20 protein-coding genes and 2 tRNA genes are annotated in these 21,526 nt (G+C 28.0%); 7 read left to right on the top strand and 15 right to left on the bottom strand.

The annotated features are described in order from the left end of the window. Positions 1-33 precede the first annotated feature (33 nt). Positions 34-702 carry a deoxynucleoside kinase gene (locus EXC46_RS01250; RefSeq protein WP_027333647.1) on the top strand — a complete coding sequence of 223 codons (669 nt, stop codon included), beginning with the start codon at positions 34-36 and terminating at the stop codon, positions 700-702. A gap of 16 nt (positions 703-718) precedes the next feature. Continuing rightward, positions 719-1,363, top strand: coding sequence for a deoxynucleoside kinase (locus EXC46_RS01255; protein WP_052353017.1), 645 nt, complete (start codon positions 719-721; stop codon positions 1,361-1,363). A gap of 76 nt (positions 1,364-1,439) precedes the next feature. Here the strand turns inward: EXC46_RS01255 and EXC46_RS01260 are convergent. The 3 genes from EXC46_RS01260 to EXC46_RS01270 form a co-directional block, all read right to left on the bottom strand. Beyond that, positions 1,440-1,513 (bottom strand) — tRNA-Gly (locus EXC46_RS01260). Positions 1,514-1,592: 79 nt separating this feature from the next. Next, a complete protein-coding gene (locus EXC46_RS01265; RefSeq protein ID WP_027333645.1) occupies positions 1,593-2,423 on the bottom strand; it encodes a deoxyribonuclease IV in 831 nt (276 codons plus the stop codon). Beyond that, positions 2,407-3,489 carry a potassium channel family protein gene (locus EXC46_RS01270; RefSeq protein ID WP_052353016.1) on the bottom strand — a complete coding sequence of 361 codons (1,083 nt, stop codon included), beginning with the start codon at positions 3,487-3,489 and terminating at the stop codon, positions 2,407-2,409. Before EXC46_RS01270 ends, EXC46_RS01265 begins: the two co-directional genes overlap by 17 nt. Positions 3,490-3,801: 312 nt before the next feature. Between EXC46_RS01270 and EXC46_RS01275 the strand changes: the two genes are divergently transcribed. Beyond that, complete coding sequence (locus EXC46_RS01275) at positions 3,802-8,913, top strand: rhoptry family protein (RefSeq protein WP_027333644.1); 5,112 nt, start codon at positions 3,802-3,804, stop codon at positions 8,911-8,913. Positions 8,914-9,072: 159 nt separating this feature from the next. Here EXC46_RS01275 and EXC46_RS01280 read toward each other — a convergent pair whose 3' ends face one another. After that, positions 9,073-10,701 (bottom strand): IS1634 family transposase, encoded by a 1,629-nt coding sequence (locus EXC46_RS01280; RefSeq protein ID WP_084262976.1) that lies wholly within the window; start codon positions 10,699-10,701, stop codon positions 9,073-9,075. An 81-nt stretch (positions 10,702-10,782) separates the two neighbouring features. Between EXC46_RS01280 and EXC46_RS01285 the strand changes: the two genes are divergently transcribed. Continuing rightward, complete coding sequence (locus EXC46_RS01285) at positions 10,783-11,187, top strand: hypothetical protein (protein ID WP_129622114.1); 405 nt, start codon at positions 10,783-10,785, stop codon at positions 11,185-11,187. 121 nt (positions 11,188-11,308) lie between these two features. On the opposite strand, the gene EXC46_RS01290 is transcribed toward EXC46_RS01285, so the two are convergent. The 7 genes from EXC46_RS01290 to EXC46_RS01320 all read right to left on the bottom strand — a co-directional run bounded on the left by EXC46_RS01290 (position 11,309) and on the right by EXC46_RS01320 (position 15,117). Beyond that, positions 11,309-11,382 (bottom strand) — tRNA-Gly (locus tag EXC46_RS01290). Between the two features lie 103 nt (positions 11,383-11,485). Beyond that, positions 11,486-12,082: a transcription termination/antitermination protein NusG gene (gene nusG / locus EXC46_RS01295; RefSeq protein ID WP_027333823.1), complete on the bottom strand. Its 597-nt coding sequence runs from the start codon at positions 12,080-12,082 to the stop codon at positions 11,486-11,488. A 42-nt stretch (positions 12,083-12,124) separates the two neighbouring features. Further along, entirely contained in the window at positions 12,125-12,385 is a 261-nt protein-coding gene (gene secE / locus EXC46_RS01300; RefSeq protein WP_084262966.1) for a preprotein translocase subunit SecE, read from the bottom strand. A 2-nt stretch (positions 12,386-12,387) separates the two neighbouring features. Next, positions 12,388-12,537 (bottom strand): 50S ribosomal protein L33, encoded by a 150-nt coding sequence (gene rpmG, locus EXC46_RS01305; protein WP_027333824.1) that lies wholly within the window; start codon positions 12,535-12,537, stop codon positions 12,388-12,390. A gap of 25 nt (positions 12,538-12,562) precedes the next feature. Then, positions 12,563-13,162, bottom strand: coding sequence for a hypothetical protein (locus EXC46_RS01310; RefSeq protein WP_027333825.1), 600 nt, complete (start codon positions 13,160-13,162; stop codon positions 12,563-12,565). Continuing rightward, positions 13,149-13,859, bottom strand: coding sequence for a 23S rRNA (guanosine(2251)-2'-O)-methyltransferase RlmB (gene rlmB, locus EXC46_RS01315; RefSeq protein WP_027333826.1), 711 nt, complete (start codon positions 13,857-13,859; stop codon positions 13,149-13,151). Before rlmB ends, EXC46_RS01310 begins: the two co-directional genes overlap by 14 nt. Before the next feature lie 34 nt (positions 13,860-13,893). Then, positions 13,894-15,117 (bottom strand): class I tRNA ligase family protein, encoded by a 1,224-nt coding sequence (locus tag EXC46_RS01320; protein ID WP_129622115.1) that lies wholly within the window; start codon positions 15,115-15,117, stop codon positions 13,894-13,896. A 129-nt stretch (positions 15,118-15,246) separates the two neighbouring features. Between EXC46_RS01320 and argS the strand changes: the two genes are divergently transcribed. From argS to fba, 3 genes are all read left to right on the top strand, one after another. Continuing rightward, complete coding sequence (gene argS, locus EXC46_RS01325; protein ID WP_027333828.1) at positions 15,247-16,899, top strand: arginine--tRNA ligase; 1,653 nt, start codon at positions 15,247-15,249, stop codon at positions 16,897-16,899. A 129-nt stretch (positions 16,900-17,028) separates the two neighbouring features. Continuing rightward, positions 17,029-17,292, top strand: coding sequence for a DNA-directed RNA polymerase subunit delta (gene rpoE / locus EXC46_RS01330; RefSeq protein ID WP_027333829.1), 264 nt, complete (start codon positions 17,029-17,031; stop codon positions 17,290-17,292). 24 nt (positions 17,293-17,316) lie between these two features. Beyond that, positions 17,317-18,183, top strand: coding sequence for a class II fructose-1,6-bisphosphate aldolase (gene fba, locus EXC46_RS01335; RefSeq protein ID WP_027333830.1), 867 nt, complete (start codon positions 17,317-17,319; stop codon positions 18,181-18,183). Positions 18,184-18,326: 143 nt separating this feature from the next. On the opposite strand, the gene EXC46_RS01340 is transcribed toward fba, so the two are convergent. The 4 genes from EXC46_RS01340 to EXC46_RS01355 all read right to left on the bottom strand — a co-directional run bounded on the left by EXC46_RS01340 (position 18,327) and on the right by EXC46_RS01355 (position 21,431). Beyond that, entirely contained in the window at positions 18,327-19,076 is a 750-nt protein-coding gene (locus EXC46_RS01340) for a hypothetical protein (protein ID WP_027333831.1), read from the bottom strand. 431 nt (positions 19,077-19,507) lie between these two features. After that, positions 19,508-19,720: a hypothetical protein gene (locus EXC46_RS01345; RefSeq protein WP_027333833.1), complete on the bottom strand. Its 213-nt coding sequence runs from the start codon at positions 19,718-19,720 to the stop codon at positions 19,508-19,510. A gap of 12 nt (positions 19,721-19,732) precedes the next feature. Continuing rightward, the gene (locus tag EXC46_RS01350) at positions 19,733-19,999 is read right to left on the bottom strand and encodes a hypothetical protein (protein ID WP_027333834.1); all 267 of its coding nucleotides are present in this window, start codon (positions 19,997-19,999) and stop codon (positions 19,733-19,735) included. A 52-nt stretch (positions 20,000-20,051) separates the two neighbouring features. Then, complete coding sequence (locus tag EXC46_RS01355; protein WP_027333835.1) at positions 20,052-21,431, bottom strand: MAG3090 family protein; 1,380 nt, start codon at positions 21,429-21,431, stop codon at positions 20,052-20,054. Positions 21,432-21,526: the final 95 nt, after the last annotated feature.

Consider the following 21,526-nt stretch of genomic DNA (forward strand, 5'->3'; position numbering starts at 1 on the left):
AGTAGAATTTATTTTTTACAAAAAAGGAGCAAAATGATAATAGCAGTAAGCGGAATGATTTCATCTGGCAAAAGCACTTTAGTTAAAAAACTTTCAAGCCATTATGGAAATGAAAATTTATCACTTTCAGAGTATGAAGATAACGATTTTATTTTTGATACTTATTTAGATTGATTTTTAAAAAATAAACCACATGTTGGTTTAAGTTTTGATATTTATGTAATGGATAGTCATATTCATCGTGTTGAAGCTATTAGGGAAAAATTCAAGAATCTAAATTTAGATGAATCAAAGAATTTTATTTTCTTAGATCGCTTTCCGCTTGAACATTGCATTTTTGCTTATATTGATTTTGAAAATGAATGAAACCAGAATTATCTTGAAATTTATAAAGCAGGGGTGACTGAACTAGTTTCTGCTAATTCTCTTCCAGATTTTGTAATTTTTCTTGATATGAATTTCGAAACATTTAAAGAAAGAATCTTGAAAAGATCAAGACCAGCTGAAATTAATAATTGAGAAGCTAGTTTGTGATATTGAGAAAAACTCCATTCGATATATAAAACAGAATTTCTTAAATTGTGTGCAGAATTTAATGTTAAATATCAAATTATAGATACCGATAACAAAAGCGAAGAAGAAGTTTTTAAAGAAAGCCAAGAACTTATTAATAACTTTTTAAAACAAGGAGGTAATTATTAAAGTAGCAGTAAGTGGAATGATTTCATCTGGTAAAAGCACTTTGGTGAGCTTGCTTGTTGAACATTACAAAAACAATTTACAAAAACCAGCATATTTTTTAAATGAATTTAAAGAGAATGATGTTGTTTTTAACAATTTATTAAAGTGACATCTTGAGAAAAAACCTAACATCACTTTATCTTTTGAACTATATGTTTTAGATTCGCACATTAGTGAACTATATAAAATTGAAAATGAGCTTAAAAAACAATTTGCTGATTATTTCCTTTTTTTAGATCGTTTTTCAGTTGAACACATCATCTTTTCTCAAATTGCTTTTGAAAATGATCCTAAAAGATGAAGATCTTATAAAACAATGGCCAATAAAATGATTGATAGTTTTAATATCCCTGATTTTGTTATCTATTTAGATGTTAATTTTGAAACTTTTAAAAATCGTATTTTCCAAAGAAACCGCAAGGCAGAAATTGATAATTGAAACATTAATGAAGTATATTACAAAAAGTTACATCACGATTATAAAAGTAATTTTATTAAGCTCTGCCAAGAATATGGTGTAAATTATTGTATTTTAGATACAAATAATAAAAATCAAGAAGAAGTTTTAAATGAAGCTCTTTTACAAATTGAAAATTTTCGATCAAATAGCAAGTTTAATTAACTTGCTTTTTTGTATTTTATTTTTAGAAAATAAAAAAACACAACTTAAAGTTGTGTCTATGGTCATTAAAATGAAATGGAGCGAGTGAAGGGAATCGAACCCTCATAGTCAGCTTGGAAGGCTGAAGTTCTGCCATTAAACTACACTCGCGTGTGTTTGCTTTAATATTATACACTAAAAATTATAAAGCAAACATTTTTTATAAATAATTTTCGATATTTTAGGTTTGTTATTCTTTGTTAAGTAACATTTTGATTTCTTCTTTGTAAGGAGATTGCGTTCCTTCAAAAGGAGTTTCTAAAATGATTGGAATATTATCAAAATCAGGATCGTGCACAAATCTTTGAAGCGTTTTTAAACCAATAAAACCTTGGTCGATATTTGCGTGTCTATCTTTATGCGAGTTTAAATCGTTTTTTGAATCATTTAAATGGATGACTTTAACTTCTTTTAATAGATCTCACTTTTTAAGTTCTTCTTTGAATTTGTTGTATTCTTTTAAGTTATAACCAGCATCTCACATGTGACAAGTATCTAAACAAACTTTTAAACGATCGGAGTTAACTCACTTTAATAAGTAACTGATTTGTTCGAAATTAATACCGATTTCAGTACCTTTACCAGCCATTGTTTCAATACAAATAATGACATCTTCTGTTTGTTCTAAAATTGTTTTTAAGCTATCAACAAGTGTATCTAATGCATCTTCGGGATCATATTTAGTATAAGCTCCAGGGTGTAAAACAAGTAGCCTAGCACCAATATAATTCATTCTTTTAATTTCTTTAACTAGAAAATCAATTGAATATGCACTTTTTTCTGGATTAGCAGGATTAATGATGTATGGAGCATGAACAACTATATCATCTTTAGCAATTTTTGATTGATACTCTTTTTCAAATTCCTCTAATTGGTATAAAGCAACATCAGCACGAGCTGTTGTTTGTGGTGCACCAAGATAAATCATCATTGTATTTGCTCCATTATTAATACTTTCTTGTGCTGCTCCTACTAAATAATTAGGCTTTTTAAATGAAACGAAACTACCTAGTTTTATCATATTCTTCACTCTTTTCTGCTTTTTTCTCGATCATGTTTAAAATCTTTTTAGGCTTATTGATCTTTTTTTGTTCTTGTTGTGTTTTAGCACGATTTTGCATTTCTGTTAAGAAAGCTCCAGCAATAACCCCAGAAGGGATAGCAATAATAGCAATTGCCATCAATGCAATGAAGCTTACGATCATTCTACTTACTGGCGCATGTGGCGCGTAATCACCATAACCGATTGTTGTTAAGGTAATTGTTGTAAAGTAAATTGATGTTCAAAAATCTGTAATGTAACCACTACTTAAAGCTTGATAATCGCTTGAGTTAATAATTGTTGTTTTAAAATCTTCAATTTGTTTTGCTCACTCTGGTGAATTTATTTGTTCGCTAGTAAATTGAGCTTGGATTTTAGCGTCTAAAAATTCTTTTTGTTGTTCTTCTAAAAATGTGATCTCATTATTTCAAATAACAAGAGCAAAGAGAACAATTAAAACAATAATTAAAATAAATACTGAAGTTAAAACTTTCTTTTGAGTTGCAAAAACTTGAGTAATAACTTGAAATGGACCAAATAAGGTTAAAACCATAAATAATCTTATGATTCTAAACACGTTAAGTCCTTTTATGTTTGAAAGGAAATTTTTAAGATCTGGACTAATTGCTCCAAAGTGTTCGACAACGTGCATTGAAGCTAATAAACAACAAATTATTACAAAAGAGTTGAAACTAAAGAAGTAACGTAAATGTACAAAAGGCACTCTTAAATAACTTTTATCGCTTGCATATTGATATGTTAGCATGTGTAAGACGTAATCAATGATGAAAACAAAGAAAGTAATAATTTGAATAATTCCAATAATAATTTTGAGTCACTTAATTGTACCTAAATCAAAAAGTGATAAAAATGAAACGATACATGAGATAAAAATAACAATTGCATAAATTGTTCTTAACAATATAATTTCGCCTTTAATTTTTTCTAATTTAGGATTTATTTCTCTTTTAGATCACACAATCGGAGCTAGCGCTTCGAATGGATTCACTTTAAATATATTTCAATTAATAATTCTTTTAAACATAATATAAATTATATATTGAAGCTTTTAAAATGAGTGCATTTTATTAAGTAAAAATTAAGAAAAAATTCAACTTTTTTGAAGCTAATTTTTACTTTTTTTATCACCATATTTTCTAAAAGAAAAATAGCTTTACTAAAATAACTAAAATTAAGCTATAAAAACAAAAAATGTTTGGCACAAAAAGCGATTGGCATAATTGACAAAAAATAATATTTTTATATGATTTTTATGTCTATATACGTAATGACATAAATATAGATTTCAAGATTTTATTTTTTAAAGTATTTGTCAGTTAATATTAAGGAGAATAAGATGAAGAAGTTTAGTAAGTTATTAATAACTTCAGTTTCAACATCACCATTATTTTTGGTAGCAACATCAGCTATTGTTTCAAACAACGGAGATAGAGTGGCTATCTCTAGCACGCCTGATTCAATAGCTGTTTTTAATGAAGATCTTATGACATTTTATAACCCAAATCACTATCAGTGAAATATGAAAGGAAAAGAACCTTTCAATGTTGGTTATAATCCACAAGTTTACGGAAATAAAGATTATTCATTAGCCACAATTAGACCCATAAGTGAAAAAGGTGATAAATTAAAAGATCAAGAAGAATGATACGAAGAAGAGCAAGAATGAGAAGCAACTTTCAATAGAAACCCAACTTTCGTAAGAGGAGAAATAGACACTACAAGCAAAGAGTGAAGCAATAGACCGCGTTTTTCTATTGTTATTTCAAAAAGTTTAGAATTAGTACCAAGAAGCATGTTCATAACAGCTTATAGAAGTACAACTTCTGAACGCATTTTTCAAAGTATTCAAGCTCCAATTCCGGTTGTTCCAGCAAATCCTAAAACTGCAAGAGAAAAATACGCGGATATTAATTTTATGTCTGATGGTGCGATCATTAGTGATATTCCAATTCCTGGAAGTAGCAGAAAAGGAAAATTAAATAATTTCAATAGATGAACAACTTCATTGGTTTATTGAGAAGGTGATAACAAATGAAGGTTAGAACATAAATGAGCAATTAACCCTGTTTATAAAAATCTTTTTACTGATTGAGGAATTTTTAATCCAACTCCAGACTCAAACCCAGTTAGAGCTTATTTTTCTATAGATAATAGTGTTCTTGATCGAATGGAAACAGAACTTAATAAGAGAGGAGAGAGATATTTTTACCCACCACGTAGCATAACAGAAGGATCAGTCGGCTCAAGTGAAGGCTACCAACATAGCAAGAAATTCCAAGACAATATTGGAACTATTTTTAGTTTTGGTTATGATACAGGAACAGATTGAGGTACATTCGCAGATCAAAACTGATTTAAAGTGACTTTTAAAACAAGAAAAAACCAAGCTTATTTTGATGCTAAAAACCCTGGTGGTTTAGCTTATGTTATGGCTGGTTTTACTACTCATGACCAAAGTAAATATACCTATAGTTTTAACTGAAAAGCCGCAGAAATTAATGCTGATCGTCAAAATTACTCAATTGATGTTAGAGAATACAAGACAAAATCAACTTTATATAAATTACCTAATGAAGATCAAATTGAATTCAATTTAGTTGCTCCTGGTAAAGGAACTGTTCCAAATTCAGGAATAATATTAAGTGGAAATAAGACAAGAAATGATGTAGATTCATGATATTCTCGTACATTTTCTTCACTTGATACAAAAACTCAAAATGAATATTTAACATCAAATGGTAAGGATGTTTTTGAGACATGACAATTAGAAGCATCAATTCCTAAGAAAATCAACGATATTTGAGATATTAAAGTTTCAAAAGCAACTAGAGATCCTGAAGATCCATATCGTTTAATTTTCAATGTTGAATATACAATTAATGAATTTAAAGTTGAAAGATCCAAAGCAATAGCAATAGTTGAAGATAGTGCCAATTTCCCAGCTTTAGTGCCATTACAACAAAACGAATTTATTCAAAAAGTTCGTGCAAGCGAAAATTATGATGAATTAAGAAAGTTAATTGATATTACAAATGATAATTCAGGTTTAATCAAAGAAACCAATGATAAAATGGTTAAATTAAGAAAAATGTATGATGATTTATACAAATTGAAAGAACAACCAGATTTTCCAGAAGAATATCGTGACGAAATTGAAACTATTTTAGAAAAATATCCTGCAAATAAAGACTATGCCTTTACTTTTATTAGAGTTGAGGATGTTGATCCTCGAATTGACGAAATTGAACTATTTTGAGAATATTTAGATGCTTTAGAAAGCATTAAAAACAAACAAAACTTAACTCCAAAACAAAAAGAATTATTAAAAGATCTTGTTGATCAAAAAATAAAAGACAGCTCATTAAATAAAGCTGATAAAGTAACTGAACTTCAAAATCTTAAAAACAAGATCAATGATTTAGATGATTTAATGCAAGATGTTAAAGATTTAAAAGAATCTGCACTGAAAACAAAAGAAACTGATAACTACAAACTTTCATCAAGTGAAAACAAAAAAGTATTAGATCAAGCGATTGAAAATTTAATTAAAGCAGATGATTCAATTGACAAAGAATTTATTAATACACTTACTGATAATGTAAGAAACGCAATTGAAAATCTTGAAGGTGTTGAAGGACTAGCACAAGCTAAAGCAAAAGCAAGAGAAGCTCTGAAAAAATTAAATGCTTTAAATAACAAGCAAATTAAACAAATTAACGATAAAATTAGCGAAGCTCATTCAATTGATGAACTTAAAAACATCATTAAAATCGAAGCAAACGATCAATTAGGTTCTGCTAATACACTTAATGAATTAATGTCACAGTTAAGAGACTTAAAAGCTAAAAGTGAAGCAATTAAAAACATAAGTAGTGCAGATTACCTTAAATATGGTCAAGCATCAAGCAACTTAAAAGATGTATTTAATAAAATATTGCAAGACGTTACTGCAAATCTTGAGCTTTTAGATCTTAAAAAAGATGTTGTGCAAGATAAAATCAATAAATTAAAAACAGCTTATGATAATTTAAATGGAGTTCAAAACTTACAAAGTGCTAAAAATAATGCAATTTCCAAAGTTAATGACATTACTTTATTGCCACATTTAAATAACAAACAAAGAGAAGAATTAGTTAAAGAAATTAATACTCAAAACGATGTAGCTAGAATTAAAAGTATTATTGATGTCAAAGACAAAAGCGTAGTTGGTACTGCAAAAGACCTTGATGATGCTATGAGTGAATTTCTTGAAGAGTTAGCTAAATCAAACGAAACAAAAGCTAAAGATAAATATATTAATTCTGATTCACAATATAAGGATGCTTTTGATCTTGCTTTAGAAAGAGCAAATCAAGCTAAAGAGCTTAATTTAAGTGTTGAACAAGCTAATAATCTTAAAAATAATTTAGCAAGTGCTCGTGCTAACTTAAATGGTGGTTCAACAAGTGAAAAACGGGATGAACTTAAAGAAGAAATTGAAAATAGCAATGTTCTACCACCGGCATTAAAAGAAAAAATTAAAGATAAATTAGACGAAGCAGATTCACTTGAAAAACTTAAAGAGTTAGAAAACACAATTAATGAAATTATTAGTAAACTTGATGAGCTTAAAAAACAAAACGATAAAGCTTCTAATATCATTAATGATCCAAATCTAGCTGATAAAGCGAATAAAGAGCTTGAAAATGAACTTAAAAACAGAGTAAATGAAAATAATGAGTTAATAAATGATACAACAGCAAATGAAGAGTATTTTGATTTAGATAATCCTGATTTAATTAAGAATAAAATTGATGAACTGATTAATAATACAAGTGAATCACTTGATAAATTTGCAAACAAAGCAAAAGAAAATGCAATTGAAAAAGTTGACAGTTTAGATAACCTCAATAATGCTCAAAAACAAGATTTTCTAAATCGAATCGAAGCTAATCAAAATGATTTAAACAAAGTTGTAGCTCTTATTAATGAAGCAACAGAATTAAATGATAAAATGTCTGAACTTAAAAATTACATTGATTCAGTTATTAAACAAGGAGAAGATAAAAATCCACTTGAGAACCTTAATTTTGTTGATGCAGATAAAGAGTTACAAAATAAATTTAAAGAAACATATGAAAATGCTTTAAATAACTTAAATAAAGACTCTGGAGCAAACTTAAATCTAGATCAAATTAGCGAATTACTTAATAAACTTAAAGAAGATTTTGAGTCTCTAAACGGAAATAAAAAACGTGAAGATAAGATCAATGCGCTCAAGGAACTTGTAAGTCAATCAAATAGCATAAGAAATTCAGCAAGTTATAAAAATGCCGCGCAAGATAAAAAAGATGAGTACAACAATGCAATTAGTAATGCAGAAAATATTTTAAATAATCCAAATAATTTTAGCTTACAAGATATTGAAGAAGCAATCCATAAAATTGAAGATGCACTGAATAGAATTGCTCCAAATGTTGAAAATCTTAAGGATAAAATTGATAATTTACCTAACTTAAGCCCAGAAGAAAAAGAAAAGTTTAAAGAGCAAATTGACAACTCAACAAGCAATGATCAAATTGTTGATGCATTCAACAAAGCGAAAGAAGTTAACAAGAAAAAAGGTGATTTAATTAATCTTATTTACTCTAAAGAGAATTTATCAAACAAAGATAAAGAACAACTCAAAGAAAAAGTCAAAAATGCAGATTCAACAGATCAAAATTGAGAAGAAAAACTCAAAGAAGCAATCGAAAATGCAAATAAAATCATTGGCGAGTTAACTATAGATATTACAAATCATAATTTAAGTAATGAACAGCTTGATGAGATTTGAAATAAACTAAATGAAATTGGTATCAACAACCCTGATTACAAAAAAATTATTGATAAACTAAAAGAATATAACAATTTAGCTTCAAAATTAGATGAGTACAAAAACTCAAATGTTAATGATCAAAATTATGAAGAGATCAAAAACAAACTTAAGGAATTAGTTGAAAATAACCTAGATGTTGATCTTGAAGATCCAAAACACGCTAATTTAAAAGATCAATTAATTAAAGAAAAAGAAAAGCTAAATAAATTAGCTAATGCAGAAATGGATTTAGTAGATGCACTATTAAATAATGACCAAGATAAATTTAATCATGCATTTGATGAAATTCACTCAATCGATCCAAACTTATATAACACATTTAAACAAGAATTAGATCAAATTAACTACTTTGAGATTGTTAACAAGGATTCGTCAGATTTAACAAAAGAAGACATCGACAATCTTAAGAAAATTACAAAACAAGATTCATCAGATGTTATTTACAGCGCTATAAAAGAAGCTAATAAAGATAATGTGACACAAAAACCAAGTAGTAGACTTGCATGATTATGAATCTTATTGGCTCTTTTAGCAGCTACTGGAACTGGAATTATAGCGTTTGCAATTAAAAAGAGAAAAGATAAAAACTAATTTTCAAGCCTATATTTAAGAAATTAACACAAGTTTTGAATTAAGCTTGTGTTTTTCTTTCGCATCCTGAGTTTCCAAGTTAAAAAGCATAAAAAAGACGAATATTACTATAATATAGCGATATTCGTCTTTTTTGTGTCTTAAATTACACACATAAATTTAACCTATGCAAGCAATGAAGTCTTTGTAAATTTTGAAATATTTTTTATGATCTTCATCAAATTCATTAGTTGTCGTGTTTACAATTTCTCCATTCACTTCCTTTTTGGACATTTTTATTAGATTTATAGAGTCAATAAGCATTTTTAAAGTTACTTCTTGTATTTCTCCATTATCATCATAATATTTCTTTAATTTAAAGAGACAATACTTTAATGTCACAAGTGATAAAAAACATAATAGTATATGAGCTAAAATATGATTTTCATTGTGAACATATACTGGTCTAATTTGAATTGATGATTTTAAAGTTCTAAAATTCTCTTCAACTTTTCACTGTTGTCTGTAAATTTCTATAGCTTTTTCAGCTGTTAGGTTGTGAATATTTGTTTCAATCATGTAAAAACCGTCTTGATCGGCTATTTTTTTAATTTTCTCATAGTTCAATTTTGCAACTGTTTTACCTTCAATATCCATGTATTTTTTCTTGTATTCAGGCACTAAATCACTCAAACAAATTTTTTGATTTGTGGATTTTTTATCTATTTTGGATAAGAAATTTAATCTTTTTATTCTATCAAGTGTTTGTTTTGCTGGACTAAAGTAAACAATTTGTTTTCTTATTTCACCATTAAATCTCTTTTTGTTTCACACTGAATCTACATATCTTTCTTTCGAAAAAATTTCATTTTTGTACATGTAATCTTTATCCTCAACGATAAAATTTCTGCCTTCTTCATTCAATGTATCAATTCTTTTTTGGAAAATGTATTTGAAGCCTTTTTGTTCAAGGAAACGAAGATTTGCATTGTTATTTAAACCACGATCTGCAACTATTGTCAAGTTTGATATATTGTAAATTTTCTTCATTTCAACAAGAAAATCAATCATTGTTTTAGAATCAGCAGTATTTCCTGGAAAAACTTTGTAATGAAATGGTATTCCATTTGAATCCACTGACATAGCAATTACAACTTGATCTTCATTATGTTTCCCATCTTTTGAAAAGCCTTTTTTTCTTATTCCTTTTCTTTCAAAACTTTCGAAATAAACAGTTGTATTGTCAAAATGAAGTATATGATCATTTGTATTTGTTAGCTCGTTAATTTTTTTATGCAAATCAGCTAAAATGGTATTTTTATGCTCCAAAACTGTATCTAAATAGTTAAAAATTGATGATTTTTGAACATCTATTTTATTTATAAAATCGTTTTTATTTTTAAATTGTGATGTATAACTTCTTGGTATCAAAATACGAGTCGCAATGATAAAATCCAAAACTTCTTCTAAAGCCTTGTGTTTAGTTTTTGGAAGAGATTTGAATAACTCCAATTCTTTAATAATCTTGTAAATTGCTTCAATTCCGATATTTTGAAATTTAGTTTTAACAGAAGTTGGATCCAACATTTTAAAAAACTCTGCTTTAACATCTTTTTTACTTAAATTAGTGTTTATTTGTGCTGCTATTGGTTTAATATCATCAATTTCGGAAAGGTTATATTTCTCTTTAATATCTTCTCAGTATCCTAAACCTACTTGACTTCCATATCCTTTGCCGAAACCTTTTGAAATTGCTAACACCAAATAATACTTACCATTTTGTTTTTTCTTGCATAAATTATATTTCATAACATATATATTATACCATATTTAAGTGTGTAAAGTGTGTAAAAAATAAAAATTTTTCGAAAATTCATATATCTACGATATATGGTTAAAAAAAGACCTCAAAAAATGAGGTCTAACTTGGAAACGCAGGATGCACTATTAAATAATGACCAAGATAAATTTAATCATGCATTTGATGAAATTCACTCAATCGATCCAAACTTATATAACACATTTAAACAAGAATTAGATCAAATTAACTACTTTGAGATTGTTAACAAGGATTCGTCAGATTTAACAAAAGAAGACATCGACAATCTTAAGAAAATTACAAAACAAGATTCATCAGATGTTATTTACAGCGCTATAAAAGAAGCTAATAAAGATAATGTGACACAAAAACCAAGTAGTAGACTTGCATGATTATGAATCTTATTGGCTCTTTTAGCAGCTACTGGAACTGGAATTATAGCGTTTGCAATTAAAAAGAGAAAAGATAAAAACTAATTTTCAAGCCTATATTTAAGAAATTAACACAAGTTTTGAATTAAGCTTGTGTTTTTCTTTCGCATAATGAGAAAAAGAAAAAACACAACATTTAGTTGTGTTAACGGTCATTAAAATGAAATGGAGCGAGTGAAGGGAATCGAACCCTCATAGTCAGCTTGGAAGGCTGAAGTTCTGCCATTAAACTACACTCGCGTGTATTTGTGTATATATTATAACATCTTATTATTAAGAGTCAAACAAAAATTATAAAAAAACATAGAACTTTTTTGCTCTATGTTTGGTTTTAGTATGTGCATTATTCACTTAATTTTAAAAAGTCTAAACTTAATTCAACAAGAGTTTTTTTACCGAATGTTTCAATCGAAATTATTGCTGTATTGTTTTCTAAAATAATATTTTCAATTGGACCAATTTCACCTTTATAAGGACCATCAACAACTTCAACTAGATCACCTACTTTGAGTTCAAGTAAGTTTTTACCAGTGTTAAATAATTCAATTGCCTCTGCTTCAGTTTTAATCATTTTTTTCATTTCTAATGAACTTACAGGAGTAGGTTTAGCTCCTTTTCCTGATGAACCAACTAATCCTGTGACATATTGTGTGTTACGTACAACAAATCAAGCTTTGTCTGTCATATTCATTTTGGCAAAAATATAACCAGGGTAAAGATTAATTCATTTAACCTTATATGCATCGCCATGAATTTTTTTATCTAATTCTTTAGCTGTTAAAGTTGGTTTTCTAAAAATTTTGAAAGGACCTTCTTCAGTTGCTTTTAGGTCAAAATTTTCTTCTACTTGTTCAGCGAAAATACGGTTATTTAGTGACTCAACAACGTTTTCTTCTTTTCCTCTAACTGTTGAAATCATATATCATTTAAAATTATTCATTTAGACCTCTCTATTTTGATATTTTATAGTTTGTTTATTATTTTATGTAATGTTTAAATATCCTCAAAGTTGTTGACAAGCAATCGAAACAAGATACACAAAAAGAACGAAAATTGCTGTAAAAATAATGATTTTAATTAAATTTTTTCAATTTTGTGTTGAGTTTGGTCATCTTACCCGTTTGATTTCTTTAACCACTCTCCGAAAGAAATATCTTTTTTCCTTGCTACGAGCTTTTGATTGCTCTTGTGGTGTTTGGGGTAATTCTAATGCTTGTAATTCTTTATTTTTTCTTTTAAACATTATTAAACTTCTTCTTTATGTGTTGTTTGTGTTTTACAATGAGGACAAAATTTTTTAACAACAAGACGCTCTGGATTTCCAGCACTCTTGTTTTTTACATAATTTTTCTTTTTGCAAATTTCACATGCAATCGAAACTTTATTATTAGTCATACATTAATTTTAGCACATGCAATATTTAACAAAATAATTTATTTCTAATTTTTTTAATTAGGTAAATTCTTTTGTTATAGTTTAGCTCCTTTGAAAAAAGATCTCCTTTGCCAAATAGCATATCAACATAAGTTTGTTCTTTCGGAGTCAAAAAGTTCTCGGAAGTTATCTTTGCTTTTAATTCTTGCAAACGGGATTCTTTGTATGCACGTCTTGAAGAGATAGCTCATAATATCTCTTGTAATTTAGTTCTTGGAAATTCTAATTCGGATAGTTTTCGTTCGAATTTAAATTGAGCGTTTTTAGCTAAATTAAAGTAATTTAAGGTTTGTAATTTAATATCTTTCCAAAAGAAATTTACAAAATTATATTCTTGAAATCTTTCTTTGGAGTATTTTTCAATAGTTGCAAATACTTGTTCTAATAATTTGTTATAAACTTCTTGAAATTCAAAAAAGCCAGCTCCAGTAATTCTAAAAATTTTGGATGCTAGAACTTTGATGTTTCTGTTATGGTAAGTTTTAAAGTTGTAAATTAATTTTTCTTTTGTAATTTTGCTTTCTTCATCTAAATGAAAAAAGGTTAACATTTCTTGCGTGAGATTTAAGTTTTTATTCTTGGTCATTTTTATTAATTAAATCAAAAAGTATGATCCCTGTTGCTACAGACACGTTTAATGATTGAACATTACCAAATTGCTTAATATACACTGTTTGATCAACAACAGAAAGAACGCTCTTTGACACTCCTGTTCCTTCGTTACCGACAATTATGATAGTTGGTTTGTTGTATTCTACTTGTGTGTGAGGAAGAGCATTTTGATCTAAAGTTGTTGCGTAAGCTCAATATCCTTCTTTTTGTAATTTCGAAATTGTTGCGCTTAAACTTGAAACACGATAGAAATTGGTATTGATTATTCCACCAGAAGAAATTTTTAAAACTGTTTCATTTATTTGGGCTGCATTATCCTTTGGTAAAATAATATCTTTAATCCCTGCAGCATTAGCTGTTCTAATAATTGCTCCTAAATTATGTGGATCTTGAATGTGATCTAAAATAAGGACATTGCTAGGCATGTTTTTAATTAAAAAAGGAAGATCACAATAAGTAATAGGACGAATTAAAGCAACAAAACCTTGGTGATTTTCTTTTGTTAATTTATTTAAAAAATCATTTGATTGCACTTCAAGCATTTTTGGAGGCACAAGATTTTCAAATAGTCTTAAATTTTCTTTTTTAGCTAAATAAATTTTTTCAATTTCAAAATTATATTTAACAGCTTCTAAAACAGAATTTCTTCCACACATTATTAATTGTTTCATTTTTTCTTTCCTTTTTTTCCGTCGAGTGAACTTTTTAAATTAATTTTTTGTTCATTAAAAGTTCTCTTTTAGCATCAGCAGCTAAATAGTCTTTATTTTTGAGATCCATCTGCCAGTTTTGATATATTTGAACATATTTTGGATAATCTTCATTTTTAAAATCAAAGCCAAGTGAATCAAAAATATAAACTAGTGTTGCGATATCTTCGTGTCTTTTCTCGGTATTAATTTTTTTAATTAAATCATTGATTGTTTTCATAAAATCACTAAATTTTCTATCAAATAGATCTTGAAAGGCTTTTGTGGCTAATTCATTATTTTTGTGATTCATTGCTACGCTACTTAAATGTGCTAAAAAATAAATATTTTTAATTTTACGAAGGATCTTATTTGAATTATTAAAAACATTTTCATCAATATTTATTAAACTAGTTACATTATTAAGTAAGATGATTAATTTAAAAATATCTGGTTCATATTGAGTGATAAAATCAGAAGCTAAAAAAACATTTTGCAATGATTTAGACATTTTGATTCCATTTAAATTAATTTGACCAGTACGAAGTCATTTAGTAGTTATATCTTTTTTGGTTATTGCATAATATTGTATGTTTTCATTTTCGTGGTGTGGAAAAGTTAAATCCATTCCACCGCCATGGAGATCAAGCTTATCATCTTGAAAGTGTTTAAAAATTAATGCAGCACATTCTGTGTGTCATCCTGGTCTTCCACTCCCTAGAAATGAGTCAAATTTAATTCCTTGATTTGTGTTTTTTCATAGAGCAAAATCAGCAGGAAAATTTTTATTGTAGTTAGTATCTTCAAAAATCATAAACTCTAATTTTTGGTTAGATACACTTCCGTATTTATCTTTATATTTTTCGACATTAAATCAAAGATTTTTCTCAAGGTCAATATAAGCATCATTGTTGTCATGTAATCTTTGGATAAAATCATTAATTTTATCAATGTTTTTAGTAACGTATTCTAAATCAGTTATTGTGTCAACATTAAATTTGTTTAATATTTCTAAATATCTACGAGAATATAAATTTGCAACTTCAGTTTCGCTTGTTTTGGTTTCAAGAGCTTTTTGAATTATTTTGTCATCAATATCAGTGATATTATGAACAAATTTAAAGCTAATTCCAAGAGCTCTTGCAGCTTTTAAAATTAGATCCATAGTAATAATTGGTCTTAAATTACCAATATGAACATCATTATAAACCGTAGGTCCACATACATATATTTTTAACATAGTAAAAATATTATAAACATTTATATTCTTTTTAATCTTTATATTAAAAAAATAATTATAATTTGATATAGAAATTATTGTATTTTATTTAATTCAAACATTAATTTAAATAGCAAAATAAGGAGTAAAATGACTTTAAAAAACATAGTAAAAAAGGAAATTATTAAAGCTGTTTATGAAATGCAAGCTTCAAATTTCTTTGAAGAAAAATTTGAGCTTTTAGAAAAAGATTTCAATTTAACTGAGGCCAAAGTACCTGAAAAATTTAATGAAGATCAAATTAATTATGATTACGCTACAAACGTTGCTTTCATACTTAAAAAATACAAAAAAACATCTCCTATGGTTATTGCAGAACATTTAGTTGCAAAATTATCAAACAATCAATACATTAAACGTATTGATATTTCGGCACCCGGATTTATGAATATTGTTGTTTCGAATTTAGCTTTTAATAATGTGTTAAAAAATATTATTAATCAAAAAGAAAATTATGGGAAAAATGTTGTTGAGTCTCAAAAAATTAACCTTGAATATATCTCAGCCAATCCGACAGGTTTTTTACATGTAGGACACGCTAGAGGTGCTTGTTATGGAGATGCTCTTGTCCGTTTAATGAGACATGCTGGTCACAATGTTGAGTCAGAATATTATATTAACGACGCTGGAAATCAAATTAATGTTTTAGCAAATTCAGCAAGAGTAAGATATTTACATCTTTTTGGTATTGAAGCTCAAATGTCTGAAGATTGCTATCGTGGAAATGACATCGTGTGAGCTGCTGAAAAAATTAAAGAAAAGTATGGTGACTATTTTGTTGAAACTAATGAACAAAAATTTGAAGAATTTAAAAACGTAGCTACAGAAATTCTTTTAAACAAAATTAAATTTGATATCGCAAGACTTAATATTGAAATTGATACATATTCAAGTGAAAAAGCAGTAAAAGAATCTGGTTCAATTCAAGATGTGCTTCAAAAACTTCAAAAACACACTTATGTAAATGATGGTGCCTTATTTTTAAGAACAACAGATTATGGAGACGATAAAGATAGAGTTCTTATTAAAAGTGATGGAAGCGATTCATACTTGTTACCTGATATTGCGTACCATGAAACTAAATTTGCAAAAGCAGACCGTTTAATCAACATTTGAGGAGCAGATCATAGTGGTTATATTCCAAGAATGAAAATAGCAATGGAATGTTTAGGCCACAATCCAAATAATTTAGATATCTATACAATTCAATTAGTTAGATTGATCAAAGATGGACAAGAATTTAAAATGTCAAAAAGAGCAGGTACAAGCGTGACTCTTGAAGATCTTTTAGAGTATGCTTCTCCTGATGCTATTCGTTTTACTATGTTAACTAGAGAAATTAATAATAAATTTGATTTTGACATTGATTTTGCTAATTCTAAAGATGCTTCTAACCCTGTCTTTATTGTTCAATACTCACACTCAAGAAGTGTTAGTTTATTAGATAAATTAAAACAACCAAGTTTTACTAATGATCTTGTTTTTGTTGATAAAGCTAAAAAAGTGATTTTACTTCTTGATGAATTTCCTGAATTAATTCGTACAATTGTTGAAACTACAAAAGTTAATTTAATGAGCCAATACTTAATTAATTTAGCTAAAGCATTTAATAGTTTTTATGCAGAAACTAAATTATTAGGTCACGAATATGAAGCTAATTATGCTGCATTGGTGTTAGCATGTAAAAACGTGCTTGCACTAGGGTTATCATTAATTGGTGTATCAGCACCTGATCAAATGTAAAAAATTCTTTTGTGGTAAGCTTTCCACTAAAAATAATTTTTTAATGAATACTAATTAATATAAAAAAATAAAAACATATATTATATAATACAAGTATTGTTGTAATTGTAATATCGAAAGGATACTAAGATGAAAAACAAAACAATGCTAGAAATTGCTATTGAAATTATTTCTGAAGACACAGAAAAATCATTTAAATTTATGGAGCTTTTTGAAAAAGTAGAAGAGCAACTTAAAGAAAAATGAGAAAAAGATTTTGTCAATGAAGATAATGATTACGAAAAAATCAGAACAAAGAAAATGGGTGAATTATATCGTCTATTAACTGTTGATCGTAGATTTTCAAGAAATAGCGATGAAACATGAACAAGTTCGACTTTTGAAGTCTATTAATACTATAAAAATTTAAGGAGAAAAATGGCTTTAGTAAACGCATCAGAAATGCTCAAAAAAGCAAAAGAAGGAAAATACGCTATTCCTCACATTAACATTAATAATTTAGAATGAGCAAAGGCTGTTTTATTAACAGCTCAAGCAGAAAACTCACCAATTATTGTTGCTACAAGTGAAGGTGCAGTTAAATACATGGGTGGATTAGATGTAGTAGGAGGAATGGTTTTAGGTTTAATTAAAGACCTTAACATTACTGTTCCTGTTGCTTTACACCTTGACCACGGTTCATATGAAGGATGTAAAAAAGCAATTGAAAATGAAGCTTATACATCAATTATGTTCGATGGTTCACATGAAAAATTTGAAGAAAACTACCAAAAAACAAAAGAATTAGTTAAATTAGCTAAAGATAGAAACATGTCAATGGAAGCTGAAGTTGGAACAATCGGTGGAGAAGAAGACGGAATTGTTGGAGATGGAGAATTTGCAGATCCAAAAGAAGCTAAAATGATGGCTGAATTAGGAATTGATGTTCTTGCCGCTGGAATTGGAAACATTCATGGTCCATACCCTGCATCATGAAAATCATTAAGCTTTGAAACATTAGAAAAAATTTCAGAAGCTGCTGGAATCGGAATTGTTTTACATGGTGGAAGTGGTATTCCTTCAGAACAAATCAAAAAAGCTATTAGTTTAGGAATTACAAAAATCAACGTTAACACAGAACTTCAACAAGCAAACCACAAAGCATTAAGAGAATACATTCTTAGTGGAAAAGATCTTGAAGGTAAAAACTTTGACCCAAGAAAACTTTACAAACCAGGTTTTGATGCAATGTGTGAAACAGTTAGAGAAAAAATTCACGAATTTGGTTCAAACAACAAAGCTTAATTAAATGCATTTTAAAGATACTCAAAACATTTTAATGTGTTTTGAGTTTTTTACTTGATTTTAAGCATATGTTCCAAGTTTAAAAGAAATTATAAGAAAAACCAGCTTAATATAAGCTGGTTTAATGGCTTTCAAATAAGACTTTATTTTGCATCTTTTTTATTCTTTCTTTTCTTGAAGATAAAGAAGATAAATCATGCAGCAAAGACAGTAATTGCTCCGCCTACTGCAACTAAAAGAATTCAAATTTTGCTATTTTTTTTAGTTGTTTGATCTCTGTGTTCAGTTTCTGTAGGTGTTGTTGGAGTTGTATTTGCTCCACCTTGGTTTGAAGTAGAGCCACCGTTATTTGTTGGTTCTGGTGTTGTGCTTTCTGCAAGTTTGCTTTTAACTTTTTTCTGAATTAAACTAAAAATTAAGTTATCAGAATCTTTTTGAACTAAATTCTTTAATTGATTTCTTTGTTGTTCTGTTAATTGACTATTTGGTTTATTAATTAAAGCAAAATAATCATTAAATTCTAAATGTTGAGCAAATTCTGGGAATTGAAGTGAACTTGGTGCTTGATTAAGTAAAATATAAAGTGTCATACCGTCGTTTGTTTCAATAGCTTTAATCATGTCTAAATAAATGTTTGCATTTTTTGTAAATGTTGATAAAGGGCCACTAATTGCTTGACTAGCTAAATTTACAAGTTCGTTATTTGAATCGGCAGGCTTATTGATTTTTACATCATTAAGCATATAATCAACAATTTGCTCTCTAATAGAATTTAATTTTTCACTTGGAAGTTTGCTTTTCATAAATTTAGGAATAGCGTCAGCTCTTTTTAATTCATTAGCTAATTTGTTATCAAGTTCTGAATCATTATGTGCAATAGCTGTAAGATTCATGATATTTTGTGAAATTTGCTCTAAAGCACGTTCAAGAATATCTTTTTCATTTAATGCAAAAAGAGTTTGAATTCTTTTATGTCATGATTTTACTACTTGAGCATAGTTTTTATGTGTTACATTTGGTTTTTTAATTTCACCAAGAGCTTGCTTGATGTATTTTGAGTTTTTAGCATCTGTATCAAATGTTGTTGTCTCACTTGAATTTTCAATTTCTTTGATTGTTTCGTATGTTTCTTCTAAAGCTTCAACTGTTTTTGTAATTTCAGCAAGTTTTTCAGCAATAGTTTCTGTTAATCCATTTGGGTTAAAATTAGCATCTCCTGTGTATAATACAGCAATTTGGTCAACAATGTTTTTTCTAACTTCTTCTGGAAGCTCTGTATTACATTGAATTTCAATAATTTTGTCATAAACAAGGTTTAGTGCATCTACTTTTGATCTAATTTACTTCCATTAGTATCATCATAGTTTTTGATGTTTGTTATACGCTCAATTAAATCCTTTTTAGCTGAATTATCACTGTTAGTAGCAAAATTATCACCTATCATGTTATTCATCACATTCATTACTGCGTTTGATTTAGCAAAGTTTCCTTCAAATATCTCACGAATATTATCTTTGTATTGATCGTAATGATCCATTGCATAAGAAGGTTAGTAAAGTCATTCCATTCTTGTTGTTCCAACAACGTGAGTATTGTTGTTTTGTGGATCTGCTAATCAAACTGCTTTGACAGCTTCATCTTTTGGCTCTAAAGCAAATGCTTTAATCATTGTTTCAACATATAAAGCCATATCTTCTAATATTTTGACAAACTTTGCCATCTCTTCTTCTGTTGTCCCTTGACTTAATGTTTTAATACCAGGAAGAGAAGTTGTTCCACCATTTTTTTGACACTCCCAAATTTTTCTTTTGTACAAAAAACAAAATAAAAAACGGTCGTTTGACCGAATTTTATTTAATTAATTTTTACTAGATGATAAGTCCAAGACCTAATAAAACTGCAAGTGTGAATAATGCTGCTCAAACTAAAGCAAATGAAAATACTACAAGTCCTTTGAATGCTCAATCATCTGATTGGTCTTCATCGCTTGCTTTTTCTACAACTGTTTCTTTAACAACTTCTTTTTCAACTGGTCATTTGAATACAACAAATTTATTTAATCCAGCTTTTTGAGCGTCTGCAAAAATAGCGAATTTGTAATCTTTTTCAGGTACAAATGCTACGTGTTTGTATTCATATAAAACATATGATGTTGCTTGTGCTAATCTTACGTTTTCTTGAGCTTCATCAAGTACATAAACTGCTGTAGCTGGTGAGTTCTTAATTTCATTTGAACTTACAACTTTATCAGATAAATGTTTTTGTGTGTGAGCAAGAGAAAGTTCAGCTAATTTAAGTAATTTGTGTGAATCTTCTTCTAATTGTTGTTTTTCTAATTCTTTTCCTGCTTTAACTGCTAAATCGATATTTGATTTAATTTCGTTGTAATCTTCTTTTGAAGTTACTTTTTGTTCTTCAATTTTATCTAAAAGTTTTTCAACTTTGTTAGCATATAAAGCTAAAGCTTTTACTTTATCTTCTTTATCTAAATCACCAAAGAAAGCAAATTTAACAACTTCATCTTCTTTAACGTATACAGGAACTTCTTTAATCACTTCTTTAACAACTTCAACTTCTTTGATAACTTCTTTTTCAACTGGTTTTTCAACAACATTTTGTTCTTGTTCTTTTAATAAAGCTTCTTGGCGAGCTTTTAAAATTTCAATTTGTCTGTTAAGAAGTTCTTTGTCTGAACTAGAATCTTGTAATTTATTCATTAAATCTTGAATTTCATCGTGAAATTCTGAGTTTGTTGAACTAAGTAAAGCAGCTAATTCAGCAATTTTTGCTCTTAATTCTTCAATTTCTAAATCTTTTTTAGATTTTTTTCTTTCAATAACGATATCGTCATCTACAGGGAAATATGTGTGGTGATCTTTTAATACTTTAAAATCAACAACTTGAGCTAAAGAATCTGCAGCTTCTTTTTCGTCTCTAAGGCCATTTTCAAGTATGTTAAGTTCTTTTAATGTTTCATTGTAGTCTAATTGACCGTCAAATTTTTCAACATTAAGTTCGTATTCCATTTGACCATTTTCAGGATTTTTCTCAGCAATAAGAAGTCCTCCTCAAACTTTACGATCATTTTGGAATCAAGTAGCACAATCATATCCTAATGATAAAAATCAAGCCATTGCATCTTTACGTGTTTTGAAAACAGCAAGTGCTGATTCAACCTTAGGGTGTTTAAGTGCTCATGGATAATTTTTATCTTTGTTTGGTTTATACAAACATTGTAAACGTTTCATATAATAGCTCCTTTATTTTCCCGGTTATTTTTGTATATATACATTTTTATTTAATATTAAATAAAAAATTGATTAAATATTAATCGTTATAATTA

It is taken from the genome of Mycoplasmopsis glycophila, assembly GCF_900660605.1.
Classification (GTDB): domain Bacteria; phylum Bacillota_I; class Bacilli_A; order Mycoplasmatales; family Metamycoplasmataceae; genus Mycoplasmopsis; species Mycoplasmopsis glycophila.